This window comes from Microcoleus sp. CAWBG58 (genome assembly GCF_020883045.1).
Lineage (GTDB): Bacteria > Cyanobacteriota > Cyanobacteriia > Cyanobacteriales > Microcoleaceae > Microcoleus.
Genome location: NZ_JAHRFA010000024.1, coordinates 30,905 through 46,510, shown reverse-complemented (window position 1 = coordinate 46,510; position 15,606 = coordinate 30,905). Strand labels below are relative to the sequence as shown.

Annotated in this window: 12 protein-coding genes; 3 read left to right on the top strand and 9 right to left on the bottom strand. The window is 44.2% G+C overall.

All coding sequences use genetic code 11. The features are described from left to right. Positions 1-4: 4 nt before the first annotated feature. Positions 5-6,907, bottom strand: a complete 6,903-nt coding sequence (locus tag QZ918_RS13095; RefSeq protein ID WP_527250406.1) for an FkbM family methyltransferase — start codon at positions 6,905-6,907, stop codon at positions 5-7. Positions 6,908-7,019: 112 nt separating this feature from the next. Next, positions 7,020-7,436, bottom strand: a complete 417-nt coding sequence (locus QZ918_RS13090) for a tetratricopeptide repeat protein (protein ID WP_293335626.1) — start codon at positions 7,434-7,436, stop codon at positions 7,020-7,022. A 296-nt stretch (positions 7,437-7,732) separates the two neighbouring features. Between QZ918_RS13090 and QZ918_RS13085 the strand changes: the two genes are divergently transcribed. Next, positions 7,733-7,963, top strand: coding sequence for a hypothetical protein (locus QZ918_RS13085; protein ID WP_293148421.1), 231 nt, complete (start codon positions 7,733-7,735; stop codon positions 7,961-7,963). Next, positions 7,956-8,390, top strand: coding sequence for a hypothetical protein (locus QZ918_RS13080; RefSeq protein WP_293335623.1), 435 nt, complete (start codon positions 7,956-7,958; stop codon positions 8,388-8,390). The genes QZ918_RS13085 and QZ918_RS13080 overlap by 8 nt, the downstream gene beginning before the upstream one ends. A gap of 63 nt (positions 8,391-8,453) precedes the next feature. Here the strand turns inward: QZ918_RS13080 and QZ918_RS13075 are convergent, their stop codons facing one another. The 7 genes from QZ918_RS13075 to QZ918_RS13045 form a co-directional block, all read right to left on the bottom strand. Beyond that, a complete protein-coding gene (locus QZ918_RS13075) occupies positions 8,454-9,143 on the bottom strand; it encodes a Uma2 family endonuclease (protein ID WP_293335620.1) in 690 nt (229 codons plus the stop codon). A 195-nt stretch (positions 9,144-9,338) separates the two neighbouring features. Further along, complete coding sequence (locus QZ918_RS13070; RefSeq protein WP_293335617.1) at positions 9,339-9,779, bottom strand: PDDEXK family nuclease; 441 nt, start codon at positions 9,777-9,779, stop codon at positions 9,339-9,341. A gap of 99 nt (positions 9,780-9,878) precedes the next feature. Continuing rightward, positions 9,879-10,055 carry a hypothetical protein gene (locus QZ918_RS13065; protein ID WP_293335614.1) on the bottom strand — a complete coding sequence of 59 codons (177 nt, stop codon included), beginning with the start codon at positions 10,053-10,055 and terminating at the stop codon, positions 9,879-9,881. A gap of 44 nt (positions 10,056-10,099) precedes the next feature. Further along, the gene (locus tag QZ918_RS13060; RefSeq protein ID WP_293335611.1) at positions 10,100-10,894 is read right to left on the bottom strand and encodes a Uma2 family endonuclease; all 795 of its coding nucleotides are present in this window, start codon (positions 10,892-10,894) and stop codon (positions 10,100-10,102) included. A 167-nt stretch (positions 10,895-11,061) separates the two neighbouring features. Then, on the bottom strand, positions 11,062-12,585 hold the full coding sequence (locus tag QZ918_RS13055) for an MlaD family protein (RefSeq protein ID WP_293335608.1): 1,524 nt from the start codon (positions 12,583-12,585) through the stop codon (positions 11,062-11,064). A 104-nt stretch (positions 12,586-12,689) separates the two neighbouring features. Then, positions 12,690-13,064, bottom strand: a complete 375-nt coding sequence (locus QZ918_RS13050) for a four helix bundle protein (RefSeq protein ID WP_293335605.1) — start codon at positions 13,062-13,064, stop codon at positions 12,690-12,692. Positions 13,065-13,228: 164 nt separating this feature from the next. Further along, complete coding sequence (locus QZ918_RS13045; protein WP_293335602.1) at positions 13,229-14,011, bottom strand: ABC transporter ATP-binding protein; 783 nt, start codon at positions 14,009-14,011, stop codon at positions 13,229-13,231. Between the two features lie 168 nt (positions 14,012-14,179). Here QZ918_RS13045 and QZ918_RS13040 point away from each other — a divergent pair, with 168 nt between their 5' ends. Beyond that, entirely contained in the window at positions 14,180-15,580 is a 1,401-nt protein-coding gene (locus QZ918_RS13040; RefSeq protein ID WP_293335599.1) for a gluconeogenesis factor YvcK family protein, read from the top strand. Positions 15,581-15,606 lie beyond the last annotated feature (26 nt).

Sequence of the window (15,606 nt, the reverse complement as noted above, 5' to 3'; positions counted from 1 at the left end):
TGAATTATGAAAAACTTTCGGATAGATTTAGAGATTGTAGATCGTTAAGATCGCTAGGTAAAGCGATGACATTAAGATTTCCTTGCAAATCTTCAGCAGAATCTACAGGAAGCAGCTTTTGCAGATAAGGTTGATAAATAAATAACTGATATCCTCTACCTCTGAGATAATCGGCAGCAGCTAGATTGCTGCGTTGGCCTGCGTCAGTATTTTCATAAAGGATTGCAGGGGAAAATTCAGACAAAATTTTGTCGCTGCCAGTCAATACAGAAAGTTCGTGTCCTTCTGCATCTATTTTGATAAAATCTACTGTGGTTAGATTTTCTCGTTCAATTAGGCTGTCGAGAGTAAAGCAGGTAACATCTTCAAAGGTACCTGGCTCCATTTGTTCGGCAGATTCGCCAACCACAATTTTGTTTAGTTCGCTGGCCAAAGAAAGAGACAACCGAGCTGTTCCTGCGCGATCGCTCGCAGCGCCAGCGCAGACTTTTACCCAGTCGAACTTACCAATTTTACAGCTTTCTTGCAAACAGCGAACGCAGCTTGAAAAAGGTTCGACTGCGAAAACACGACCCTTAGATCCTACGCGCCGAGCTGCACTAAAGGTGTACACCCCCACATTCGCACCCACATCTATAACAGTCATGCCTGGTTTAATCGAATTGCGCCAAAACTCCATTTCTTTTTCAAACCAGTCTCCTTCTGAAATCAATACCCCAGTCGCATAACTTCGGAAATTCGATTCAACCGCCAATAAAATTTGGTCTTCAAAGGGCGCGTAAGTGAAATAACTTTCCAATTTTAACTCTGTCCATCTCCAATCGAGAGAATGAGGACGATCTTTGCATAAATTCCGAGCATAATTTAGCCAGTAATTTGCTTTTTCTGTCTGTTCTAAATTTTTATAGGCGAGGTAAAGCGCTTGCAAAATCGGTGCTGAATCGGTAGCTTTCTGTCTAGCACGGTGCAGGTATAACAACCCTTCCCATAGATTGTTGATCAAGCTCGATATTCCCAGCGTTAAATTGATCGAAATGGAATCCGGGAAAACTTGAGCTGCTAAGTGTTTGACGAAAAGTCCTCTAGTGTTGTAAGAGACAAGCAGTGACCGACACAGCACTTCTGTCAACAACATAACCGCTTGAGTATAACCCTCTTTTGCTTGTAGAATTTGAGTGAGATTTTCGTTCCGGTAGCTTCTAAAACTGTTATCTATTTGGGGAAAATAGACAATTGCTGGCATAATTTGAGCGGCCGAGCTATCAGCATAGTGCAGAGTATCGATCAAGGATGCCAGCGAAATTTGACTGGCTTCTAATATTTCTCCTGTCATGGCAAGCACTACAGCAAGATGAGCAGTACAGAGGGGATGCTCCCGCAACTCTACTCCTCTATTTAAAGCTTCTAGTGCCATATTAAAATAGAGTTCTTTGACGGATAAGTCTGGACAACTTTCGGCTTGAATCAAAGCCACAACAGCAAAATTATTCAAATCTGCTGCGGATACAGGTTCGTCCCAAGATGTAGTTTCAAGGCTTGACTTTATGCGTAACCAGGTATCTAAATTTAGAGTCGGACAATTTGTTTTAATATATTCTAAGTAGCAATCTACCGGTGATTGTTCTTGAAAATCATTGTCTGTTTGAGGATCTGTCAGAGATTCTAGCATGGGAGAAATGAACTTCCAATCTCCTTCTTCTGAGTGAACAGCTCGCCTGCTGCTGAAGCTATCGAGTTCGCAGGAAGGCAGGCTTTCGGCTTTGACGGCTGCGATCGCCTGTTCATTTTCGTTTTCCAAAGCAAGTTTAGCTTGTATTCTGCCGAGTAAAACCTCCCACTGCCTTTCGTTCAAATTTCCCACTAACGATATTTCGGCAGATTCAGTAACGTCTAAATCTTCCTCCATCAAAAGATTCATAGCAACGCCCGATAAAGCCAGATTTGCCTCTTCCTCAGAAATGTTGGCAGTATCTACGAGTAATGTCATCTTCATTCTGTCAGGGTGAGTGGCGATCGCCCTAATCGCTTGTGTCAAATCAGTGCCAATAGACTCTTCTGATGCTGACCAATCTGGGAAAACGATCAAATTAATTGGCCTCAGCTTTAAAGCTTGAAAAGCAGCATCTATCAAAGTCGTGCTAACTATCCTTGCCATTTTTGACCAAGAAAACTTTTTCGCTTGTTCTAATCCTTCTGCGATTAAATATCTGCGGACATCTGGCTTTTGTACCTCGCAAAGTGCCTGTGCAAGCTCGTTAACGTCAGTATCGCTAACATATAAGGCTGCTTTACCCACAACTTCAGGGATGGAAGCGTTAAGACAAGTAATGACGGGACACCCGCAAGCGATCGCTTCGAGAACTGGTAGACCAAAGCCTTCATATTTTGAAGGATAAACGAGAGCAACTGCACCAGAGTAGGCGACACTCAACTCGCGATCGCTAAGTTCCAGTATGTGCACGGCGCTGCCTGATGTAAATTCTCTAAACTCATCTTTAAATGGGAAGCGTTTCCCCGTACAGACAATATCAAAGGCTTGTCTTGTAGGAAGTTGACCAAAAGCTTGAAAGAACAAATCTGTATTTTTATGAACATCTCCAGCACCCACCACCAGGAAATAAGGTTTGAATATTCCATACCTAGTCTTAAAATAGCTAATTTCTTCTCGATCGGCTGGCGCAAAATTGCTGGCGACTCCACAATGAGCTACGGCGATCGACTCCGCAGCAATATCGGGGAAAAATTTGACTAAATCGGAAGCAGTATTTTGAGAAATTGCAATATAAGCTGATGCGTGGTTAATAGCGCGATGCTTTTCTCGCCACATGGGCTTGTCGAGGTTAGCTCCCCATATTTCGGGAAGCATATCATAAGCCATGAATACAGAGGTTGTGGCGATCGGCGTTGTGTAGTAAGTCGAGATAAATAAGTCAGCTTCCAGTTCGTCGCAAACTTGCTGTAGCATTGCGCGATCGGCATCTGTGCTGTCATAACTGTAAGCGGGAGCAGCACGGTAATTAATACCCGGTATTTTTGGTGCTGTTCCGGCGCGATCGAGCACAATAATATGCTTGGCAAAATCCTGATGCACCCACTCTTCTAAGAGCGATCGCCACACGCGAGCAATTCCGGTATTATAAAGCTGAAAAAACACGCCGTCCACAATAATCATTGGAGGCTGTTCGGCAAGCGCAGTTTGCCTCTGCACCTTTTCTGACTGCACGAAATGCCACTCATTACTATTCTTTTCTCGCCGCGCGATCGGTGATACAGCTAACGATTCTGCTGTATCAACCATCGTTCCATCTTGAACCCAAGAAAAATAATTTCCCAACCGCACTGGGAATTCCGTTTGAGCTTGCAATGCCATCCATTCAACAACTGCTTTTTTATAACCGTAGTATATTTGTTTAAATCGCAATTGTTCTAGCGTCACATAAGCAAAGTGTTGAAATACCAAACCCTGCTTTTCAGTTTCTTCATGCAGAAAAGGGTTTACTGCTGCCACATCCCGACACTCGCTATTTGGCAGTGATTCAACTAATCTTGGAGGCTCGTGGGCTGCCCAACTTGCTCCGGGTTTAAATCTCCAAGTACGCAACCACTCTTGTTGAGGATTCTGAGCGTAACAGTTGCGAGTGCTAACAACCAGATTTTCTCCCACAAAATACCAGCACCAGTAGAAAGCTGCTGTTTTTTCAGGACGAGCGATAAACATCTGCCGCGCAGTACAAATTTGCTCAACAGTCCACAGTTCATCGGCATCTACCTGCCACAGCAAGCATTCTTCTTTAATATTTTCCAGCGGTGCGTTTACCATTTCACGCTTCCCATCCCAAAAAATACCTTCTGGCTTGCGATAAACAGTAATATTTTCGGGATAAATACGTGCTATTTCATTTATATATTCTGATGTACCATCCTTGCTGCGGCCCTGACAATGAAGTTCCTCCGTAATTTTTCCACCCAATCGAATAGCCCACGCAGTATCATGCTTCAAATCAGCTACACCCTCAACAATATGCCAGTGCCACTTAAAGGGCAGTTGTTTAAATACTTCTATGTGGTAGCGGATGAAAGGCTGGCCGTTGAGGACTATTGTGAAAAAATTAATAGGCATATAGTTTCGCAACATCGGTTCGCTATTCCAAGGGTCAAAAGGAATGAGTTTTTGGGCATACAAGTGCGGGCGAAAGAAAAATTTGCCTGTTTCGTTAAGCATACAAGCTGCGAATGAAAATGAGCTATTGGAAATTCCGACAATATCGCACTGGCTCAACAAGTAAAAATCAGGATAAAACTCTGCTTGCGGTAACTCCAAACCTAAATCTTTAGTCGCGATCGGATTATACTCCTCAAAATCAATTAAAAGTTTTTCCGGTTCATCGCTGGCAATAAATAGTATCGGTTCCTCCAGAGTCTCCCACAAACCTTTAAGCCATTCTCTGTACCATTCACTCGGCGCGATGAAGAAATCGCTGTAGCCGTAGTCTCCCCGCCGCAAATGCAAACCGACGAGAGTTTTGCCGCGCGATCGCAAACAATCCAATACTTCCTTCATTTTCTTTTCTACTTCCGGCACCGGTTTGAACAGCGATCGAAAATACTCCTTATGCGCTGCATAATACTTTGTATGGTACTGAAAATAACCCCAAAAATCCACATTTGTGAAGTTTTCTTTTGCCTTGGGTATTCGAGCTTCTAAAAGGTTATTAGTTTCTTCGCTAACTACAGGTAACTGTTGAGATATGGGCGAATCGTTGCATCCAAACAGATACTGGCCGATCCAGGCTGGTGTCTCGACTCTCAAGTTATGTTCTTTTGCGTATATTTTCAAAAAGGCATACTGAAATATTTGATTGGCAAACCGCCCGTTTCTGCCCAGCGTGGACATTGTAATTACTGGTTTTTTCACATAAAAAGCATCGCCCCATGATGGATGGTACGGTGTTGCAGTTGCAGCGCGATCGAACCCTCGCAGCTCTAAAAAATCATCTATCTGGTCAATTAAAGCACATCCTTCATACAGCTCTTCATAATTAACTTCCGTGTTAATTGCTTCAATATGTTTGAGAATGTTAGTCGCTCCCTGCAAAGCCAACAGCTCTGCACCTTGAATGTCAATGTTTAATATATTAAAATCAGCGGGATTAACTTGAAGTTCTGCTAAAAGCGTATCCAGAGTTCTCGACTCCACCACCACACGCTCAACTTCCTTGATTTGCGGATAAATCTTTTGATGCTCCTTCAATGGTAAAATCGAACTGCTTTGATCCATAGAAGTTACATACAATGTGCTTGTGCCGTTGATATTGCTAATTGCACAATTCACCGCTAGCACGTTAGGAAAACCAGCTATATTCGTTTGCAAACGTTCAAATACAGCAGGGTTGGCTTCAATAAATAGTACCCTTTGCACCCCCATCGTTTGATATGTTGCAATTTCCTTGCCTTCGTGTGCACCAATGTGAATAACGCCACGCGGTACAACAGAATGTTTTACGCAAAGCTGCTGCAAATCGAGCAGTTTTGGTGCTTCACTAAAAATCAAAGCTGTTAACCTTTCGTTCACCGCTAAAAAGTTGCTATACTCGTAATTCTCATATTCTGGTGAAAACTGGGGTAAGGGTTGTAAAGCATCGGGCAGTATTTTAAAGATGGTGTAACGAAATTTTTGTAAATGCTCGAATACTTGTTTTAATGTGATGTTGGCATCGACAAATGTTCCGCCGTACTCAAACTGAATATAATCTACTTTGCCTTTTTGCAAGAGATTAGTTGCTCCGCGCAGAACTTCTAGTTCGCCGCCTTCTGTATCAATTTTTAAGAAATTAATTCGCTTGATCCCCCTGGTTTGGACATAATCATCAAGGGTAGCTGTTAGAACTTGAAATGGCTGAGGCGACTGAATATTATACTGTTTTTCGATTTCAAATCGTCGGTGAAATGTACTCCACCCTGAAGATTTTTCGTAATAATAAAATTCCCGGATTTCCGGTTGGTGTGCTATAGCCAAGTTGTTTAATACCAGTTGACCGCTTTTAATCGGTTCAGCCAGGTTTTGTAGAAGTGTTTGATATATTGGCGGTGCTGGCTCAAATAAATGAATTTGAACGTCGGGGTATCTGTTTAATACTTGATTTGTCCAGCTACCTATGTTTGCGCCAATATCGAAAACCACATTACCGGAAGCAATAAAATTAGAAATAATTTTCAATTCATAGTTATTGATAGACTCTGCGTTATTAAGATTGTTAACAGACACCACAGTGCTTTGATGATTTTGTTTTTGTTTCCCGCTGCCTGTATTGCCTAAACTTGCGATCGCATTTTGGCAATACCGAACAATTAGTTCTTTGGCTGGCACAGGAACAGCAATAATAACATCATCTACAATTACAATATGTCGGCTGTTTTTTCCTGGATTCAATAAATTTAATATGTTGCTAATATCGGGCCATTGTTGAGGTGAATGGGGCGGCGGTGGCGGAGATAAAAACAATCGGGCATCATCAATTAGAATGAAGTGTTCGCAATCGGAGCGGTTGATTATTTCGATTTCTGCGAGCAACGGACACTCGTCGCTTTCCCCATAAGTTAGCCCTCCGCTCCAATGAGCGTCAAGCCAGAATAAACTTGGGCTTTCAAGCTGTGATACTGTATTTTGAAGAAGGTTTCTGGTATCGCCGTACAGAAAGTCTATGTTTTTGATATGACCGTATTTTTCGGTAACTTTTTGATAAATGTCTTGAGAATATTCAATTGTAAAAACTTGTTCAAATACTTGGCTTGCCCAGTATGCTGTATGGCCTTGATAAGTTCCGGTTTCAATAAAATTATTAATCCCGTAAGCTTGTTTGAGTTTGTATATAATTTCGGTCGGCGGCCCCATGCGTACTATGCCCATATTCAATCCTTTTATAAAAGTCAGTCAGCCATTTGAATTACGAACAACAATTTAATTTAAAAGTTATCAATCTAGTGTAATAACAATGAGTTACCGATCGCCCTTTCGCCCCTTACTTCCCCTTCGCCTGGGCCAAAAGCTCCTTATAATCAACGCGCCCGGGATGCAACTTCACCAACTTCTCCAAAGGCTCGATCGCCCCCACGCGATTCCCCATCTCCAACCGCACATTCGCCAAGCCCTCCAAAGCCGTCACATTCTGCGGTTCCCGCTGCAAACCCCCCATATAACCCCGTTCCTTGGCCGCCAGCAAAGACTCCTGCGAAACTACCACTGGCGTCTGCTTTTGCTGGTGCTGGCTGCTCAAACCGCTGCTGAACAGACTTACCATACCAAAAATTGTCGAACCCGCAAAGCCAGCCATCGATAGAAACGCAAAAATCTGCTTAATTCGTGAAGCGTAGCTATCCCGTAGGGAATCGCCCTTACGAACCACACTATCACTAGATTTTTTCTGTATACTTTCCATTGCTAACTCTTGGCGTCGCTGTTTTCCAGGCACTCATACTCGTACCTATTTCTAGATTGCCCAAGTTCGATCGCAAAACGATCGCCCTCCCCATTTAAATTTTTTGCTTGAATCTGCATACATACAAACTGATAATTGTCAAGCAAATTCAACCAATTGCCTGGTTCAGAAGCAGGCAGATATTACAACCATTATCATATAATTTTACAAAGACGCGCCCGGACGCAGTACCACAAATACCGAGTCCAGACGACTTCTCCAAGGTTGTCAAGCCAACACAGGGAGCAATATCAATTATGACAAAAAATCCACGATGGTTGCGTTACGATCCAGATGAAGACAAGTCTCGACACGCAGCAGCAGATCCAGATTGTTGTGAAGAGATGGAACAAAAATATGGTTGGAAACTAATTGAGGTTGAGAAAATTGACGGCCAATTTTTCAAAGTTGATTGTGTTTTTAAAGGTCAAACGGAGTTTCCAGACTGGTACAAAGAACTAGAAAGCAAGGAGGATGAAGATGCGTAAATGGATTGTCTTTAGAGCAGACAAGCGCCAACCTGGTTGGGAAAAACGCAAGCTTGAACACACCCAATGCCTAACCAAGATTTTAGCCGAACACTTTGACTCTTCTAATGACGAAATTCCTGAAGTTGGCTATCGTCCCCCAGAGTTTGTTCGCGTAGAAGCAGAACACGATCCAGATAGACACGGTTATAGCACTCATTACCGCACCAGCGATTGGGAAGTGGCGCGGGTTGAGACTTATACTCCCGATATTCCGATCGGCGAATTTGATATCGTAGTAATCTGCTATTGCCAATATTCGCCCATTGATGCTCCCCTCAAACCCATGCCAGAACGTCAAGTTTCTCTCGATTCTTTTCGAGGAGACAAGGAAGCTTATCAACGTTGGTTAGAGTCTCAAAAAAGCAAGGAATACACTGAAGTGTAATGATCTTACCTCAGAACTAAGAGTGCGATCGCCTCGGTAAAGTGCGATCGTACTCCTGCGTCTTTAGGCGTTATCCTGCGGTAATTCTCCAAAGTGCGATCGATAACGCTCTAACAAAGCTTCGAGTTCAGCAGCCCGTTGCCGTTCAGATTCAGCCCGTTGCCTTTCCGCTTGCAAAGCCGAAGCCAATTCATCGGGAATCAATAATTTCTCTCCATTATCTTCCCGATAAAATCCAATCAATCTTCCTTCTATTTCTAACCGTAGTTCCAGTACATTGCTGCGACTATCTCTAATTAATTCATACCCATCTTCTCCCAATCGATACCCGCGCAATTGTTCAGGAATCCATTCGCCTCTAGGGTCAAACAACCAATATTCCTGAACCTCAATCCCCTCATACAACTCTTTTTTATTGTTTTGATCTTCCAACTTGGTGCCTGGTGATGTAATTTCAAAAATTACTTTCGGCACTTGCTCTTCTTCCCAGATTTTGTAATTATCTCTGCCACCTGGTTCTACATCAAAAATCACCATCACATCAGGTGCTACGCGCAGTTTTGGGAATCCTTGAGCGTAGTACAAATATTGGTTTGCTAAAACAGTAGCTCGACGGTCTGTGAGGTATTGTTTTAAGACTTCTAAAGTGGTTAAAATTGCGTAAAGATGGTCGTAAGTTTCTGCCACTGGTTCTCCATCAGCGCTAGGGTATATGATTTCAGAAGTTTTGAGGGTGGTAACGACTGCTGTCATGGTCGTGCTTCCTGTGAGTTGTAGCTCTATTATAAACTTTTCTGGTGTTAAGCTGGCGCGCATCTAATTTTAACAATCCTGTTTCTGGAAACAACGAGTGGGGCGATGCTTCTAGCTTGCCCCAAAAAATTAAATTTTAATGCTGCAACAGCTTACCAATTCTTCAATGATGCCACATAGGCTCAATATTTTTGACTAAGAATTGAAATCGATCGCCCTTTTGAATGCCTTAACTGCCTCAACATGACTCGGCATATTAACACACCTGACAAGTAAATCAATATCGAGTTTTGGGAGCAATTGAGAACTCACAATCTGTTCGTATCCTTCTTTTCCCAGAGCATACAGAGACAGTCGGCTGTTTTCCCAAAACCAGACTTCAGAAATTTGCAGGCGTTTGTAAGCCTCTAGCTTATCAATTCCGCCGCTAGTTACGACTACTTCAATAGCTAAATCTTGACGTTCTCTATCAGCACCCAATTCGTAAGATTTGTCTGCTTCACACTTCACTCTTACCGATTCATTTTCTAAAGTCAGAGACTCTGTAGGGGTGAAATCGATTCCTGCCCCCATCATGTAAGTTTCTACCAACGCACCGATACGTCCCTTGGCTATTTCGTGTTTTCTTCCAGGCATTCTCTGAACTCCAGGGCTCTCCTGGATATTCGGTGATAAGTAAAACCTGTATGACTCCTGGTATGAGTTTCAACGCTTGCACTTTAAGATTTTTGTAGCTTAAAATACAATTTCACCACAAACCCAGGAGAGCCCTCTCTCCAGTATCCCATCTAAAAATGACAGCCGAACTTTGGGAATATCCAGCATCGGTTCTAAGGTTTTGAATTGTTCCCAGCTTAAGCCTGGAAATAGTAACGGCCGATCTAATTTTTCTTCTAATATTGTTGCAGTCATGGCGCTCCTTTATTCCTAATGTAAAATCTCAAATCGATCGACCTTCAAATGGCATCAGGATCGATACCCTGACTTATCAAGTATGCCATTAGGCGATCGGCCCGCTGGCGTTCCTCATCGGCCCGCTGGCGTTCCTCATCGGCCCGCTGGCGTTCCTCATCGGCCCGCTGTTGTTCCTGTTCCACCCGTTCAGCACCCCACAGCAACAAATTGCCATTCTCATCCCACCAGCGCAACCAATAACCCCTTCTCTGAGATTTTTCCCCTTCCCAAACCCCCAGAAATAAATTCATTGATTCTATCCAAAATCGACCGTTGGCATCATTCTCTTGCAATTCGTACTGTCCCGAAACCAAGCGGTATACTTCTAAATCTCCCGATTTCGGCTCAAAAATTACATAAACTGGTACTTGCAATATTCGCTCGTAAAACCGCCACTTTCCGTAAGGATATGTCGGTTTCGTTGAATATTCACTGCCGTTAGTATCCGATAAAAATTCCATCACTACAGCAGGCACTTCTCCCTCCGCATTGAGAGTATAACTGCGGCGAACTTCTCCCGGTTCGGCTGGCAATACTGAGGAAATGTACACCCAATCTGGTGCTTTTACTATTGTTTTGTCGTTGACTGTGGCGCACAGTCCGAAATTGGAAGCTATCAGCATTGATGCAAGGATAAATCCGGCAAGTTCCAATGATTCTCGCAAAGCGGCTGCTAATAGTGGTTGGTCGATGTTTTCCACAGGATCGTCGGGTAATATGAAGTCTTCTGGCAATTTTTCCCAAGTTATAGTGTACTTGGTTTTGGTTTCGACAGGCTTCGATAATGTTTGCGTCATTGCTTTTCCTTGTTTCGATTGAAAGAGTTTTTTCAAGAAGATTTGCACAACTTAAATCTCGGGGTGCGCGCTGCCAACCTTACTAAATGAAACCTCTATAATGCGTACCTTCCTAACTGTAGGGCGCGCCATGCACCTTGCCGACGGTTATTCAATGATACCAGATTTCAAGGAGTATTTTCGTGAGCAACTGGTGCTGATGATTTTGCAGCTTGAGAAGGGATAACAGACAATTTTTCTTTTTTGTTAAAACTGGGCAATCCCGGCTTAACTGATTGATTTACTGCCGTTGTACCCGCATTTACTTTCTCAGAAATTGGAGCTAATGTTTGAGCGACTTTAACTTGCTGCCGCAGTTGTTCTGTAGAACCTAACAAGCCTCCCAATCCGTTAAATAACCTGCGAATGTTGTTGCGAAAAGCTGGGTCTCCCGTCACTTCATCTACGTCGGAAGTGATTTTCTGCACGTTCTGAAATGTAGCTCGTGCAGAATCTAAGGTTTGCTGCAATAATAGCAAGGTGGCGGGATTGTTTAGCTGGTTGGATAAATCTCGCAAGGTAGCAGAAGCTTGGGCGGCATTCGCTGATAAAACTTCTAAATTAGTCAGCAATTGTCCTTGGTTGATGCGATTAATTGTTGGACTCAAACTGCTGACAGCTACCCGCAATTCTTGACTGCTTTGATTGATGTTATTCAGGGTTGAGACTAAACTGGCGCGGTTGGTTGTCACTAATGAATTGACTTCGTTTGCTGTTAATGTGATTTTATTTGCTGCTTGAGTTACGGAATTGGCTGAATTTATGGCTGCGGCCGATACGGCTTTTGTGGAAGTGTCTGCTGTGGCTGCTACTTTGGAAACATCAGCGGCAACTCCTGATATTTCTCCTTTGAGGGACTGGTTTAAGCTGGATGCTTCTCCTTTTAAGGATTGAGTTAAATTGTTGATTTCTACTTTCAAAGATTGATTTAAACTGTTGGCTTCTCCTTTTAATGATTGATTTAAAGTTGCTAGTTCGCTTTTTACTGATTGAGTTAAGTTGCCAACGTCTCCTGTTACTGATTTATTCAAGGTTTTGATTTCTGCTTTGGCTGTTTGAGTTAAACTTGATAAATCTTGAGTGAGTTTAGCTGCACCTTTCGCTGTGTTGGCTGTATTCTCTGAAATCGATTTAATATTGTTGAACAGGGCGGGGTCGGTGTATAAGTTAGCTAGGCGGACTGTGGAGCGAATTAGTTCGTCGAGACTGACTCCAGCTTGACCTTTTAAGCGCGAATTTTTGCAGATTATCTCAGGGGGACAGTCGGCACTAAACGGATTGGCGGTGAGTAAGGAGTCTGGTAAAATTGAGTTGGGCGTAATGTCGATCGACGATTCGCCAATTAAACCCGATTTATTCGCTTCGATCGCCACATCTCGGGGCATAACTAAAGTACCGGGGGAAATCTCCATCGTCACGTCTACGCCGTTAGCGCTGGCTGTGATGGCGGTAATTTTACCGACGGTGACGCCGCGATACCTGACGGGCGTGCCGATTTGCATTCCCTGGGCGCTGGCAAATTCTACGGCGAATTTGTAGCTGCGGTTGCCTAGTTGTACGCCCTGCAGCCAGAGCACTAAGCCACCAAATAAACCGATTCCTACTAAAATTAAGAATCCGACAGAACCTTCTCTTACAGTTCGCGATCGCATATTGCCTCCTTTGGCAATTGGCAGTTGACAGTTGGCAGTTGGCAGTTGGCAGTTGGCAGTTGGCAGTTGGCAGTTGATAGTTGATAGTTGATAGTTGGCAGTTGTTAATTTTTATCTGATGTGTTGCCTATAGATTTTAGATAGGCGTTTAGCCGGGGCGACAGTTCGTCAATAATTGGCTTGAGTGTTTCTACTTGCGTAGTTGTTAGTAGTTGCCTAGTATAAGCCCGTCTCAACCAGTGCTTTGTTTCATATAAAGAACCTCTGGCAATTTTGATAAATCTCCGATGATCCTGATAGCTACCTCGACCATCTCCTTCAGCAATATTAGCACCAATACTATCAGCCGATCGAATAATTTGCTTGCCGACCGTATCTTTTGCTAGTGCGTCCCATTTTATAACAATATTCCAAATTTCATCAGCTAATTTTTCTGATAATTTATAAACATCTAACTTGTGAAAATTTGTTTGTGACATCTTCCATCTCCAATAATACAAACAATTAACCACGGCCAACCGCTTTCCTAACAACCGCCCACTGTCAAGTAACAACTGTCAACGAAGAGGGCGGGCACGGGGGCACCGCCCCTACTAACTGTCAAATGCCAACTGTCAACTGCCAACTGCCCACTGACAATTGACTACCCAATCACTTGAATTGGCCCGGTAACGCTGCCGCTAAAAAATTGTTTAATTAACAAATTATCTGTCGATGCAATATCGCTGACAGTTCCTTCCCACTGCACTTTGCCTTGATAGAGAAAAACAATGCGATCGGCAGTCCGGCGGATGGTACTGTCTTGGTGAGTGACGATCGCATAAGTGCTACAAACTCCCTGAGCTCTCTGCAAATCCCGAATTAAATCTTCAATTACCGTCGAAGCGATGGGATCTAAGCCCGCCGTCGGTTCGTCGTACAACAAAACTTCCGGATTGTCCCTGGCATGATCGGGATTTGCCATGATGGCGCGGGCAAAACTTACCCGCTTCCGCATTCCCCCAGACAACTGCGCTGGATAGCGATCGCCAATTCCCCGCAAACCCACCATCTCTAACTTTTCCTCCACCAATTCCCGAATCCGGCGGCGCGGCAGCTTAGAATGCTGGTACAGTAAAAAACCGACATTCTCCTCTACCGTAAGCGAATCAAACAAAGCAGCTTGCTGAAACACCATCCCAATCCCGATCGGATCTGCCACGTCGTCCACCCATCCCAGCCGCCGCTGTCCCTGAACGAAAACCTCGCCCGCATCCGGGGCCAACAAACCCGCAATTATCCGCAAAATCGTAGATTTCCCCGTCCCGGAAGGGCCAATAATTGCCAGGGCCTCTCCCCGATATATCCTCAGATCCACTCGATCGAGGATCTGGTTATCCCCGAAGGACTTACTTACCCCCTTGAGTTCGATTAGCGGCTCAGCCATAAGATGCGATCGATTATTATGTTGTCAGTCATCAGTCATCAGTCTAGCTAATGACTAATGACTAATGACTGATGACTAATGACTTAAATTGACTGCCAGAATCAAAACTCTCTTGTATTGTAAATTTGTCAGCTTGAGCTATTCCAATACCATTAAGACTAATTAACCATGTCAATTAGTTCATTTCCTAAAGCCCTGCGAGTCTTTGCCAAAGCTAAGCAGGTTTTTGTCCAATCCAGAAATCCTTACCCTTCTTCTTTGCGGAACGGGCGAGTTCACCAGTGGTTTAAGTGGTTGGCCCCCGGACTGTTGGTGAAACGGTGGCTGCTGATCAGTGCTAGCGGTGTGGTACTTGCCAGTTTGGGTTTAGCGATTTGGACTGGGATGACTCCGATTTTTTTCCTGTTGCAATTGTTGAGAAATTTTTTGACTTGGATTGCCGAAGTTATTCCCAATTACGTGTCGGGGCCGATCGTGATTGCGGGCGGAATTTTGTTAATTCTGTGGGGCCAAACTCGCAGTTTGAACTCGATTACCCAAGTGCTGATGCCCGAAGGCAATGAGGAATTGGTCGATCGACTCCTCAACCACCGCCGCTTGCACCGCGGCCCGAAAATTGTGGCGATTGGGGGGGGTACGGGCCTTTCTAATTTGCTTAGGGGATTGAAAGATTACAGTGCCAAAATTACTGCGATCGTCACCGTGGCCGATGACGGCGGGTCTTCCGGGCGGCTGCGCCGGGAAATTGGAGTATTGCCACCGGGAGATATTCGCAATTGTTTGGCCGCTTTGGCAGATGAGGAAAAGTTATTAACTGAGTTATTTCAATATCGCTTTCAGGCCGGTGATGGTTTGGTGGGTCACAGTTTTGGTAATTTGTTTTTGACGGCGATGAGCGATATTGCTGGAGATTTGGAACAGGCGATCGCCGCCAGTTCTAAAGTTTTAGCTGTCAGAGGGGAAGTGCTGCCGGCTACTCTGAGCGACGTTTCTTTGTGGGCAGAACTGGCTGACGGCCGGAGAATAGAGGGGGAGTCCAGCATTAGCGAAGCTAACGGGCAAATCGTCAAAATTGGCTGCACTCCTGCCAATCCTCCGGCTTTACCGAGGGCGGTTGAAGCATTACAAGAAGCGGATTTTATTATTATTGGGCCGGGGAGTCTTTATACGAGTGTAATTCCGAATTTGTTGGTGAAGGAAATTGCTGATGCGATCGCCCACAGTGAAGTTCCGCGCATTTATGTGTGCAATATTATGACTCAGCCGGGGGAAACAGACGGATACAGCGTTGCCGATCACATTCGGGCGATCGATCGGGCTTGCGGCCGCCCCCTGTTCGATGCTGTAGTAGTTCAAGGAAAAGTCCCATCTGCAAAATCTTTGATCCGCTATTCTCAGGAGAATTCCTATCCGGTTGTACTCGATCGTGAAGCCATAACGCAACTGGGGCGGCGCATTGTCATCGCCAATGTCATGGATGAAGATAAAAATACCGGTTTAATTCGCCACAATTCCCAAAGATTGGCGGGGATGTTGCTGCGTTGGTACGGCCGCGCCCAGAACATTTAAGCAGTTGACAGTTGACTGTTAACTGT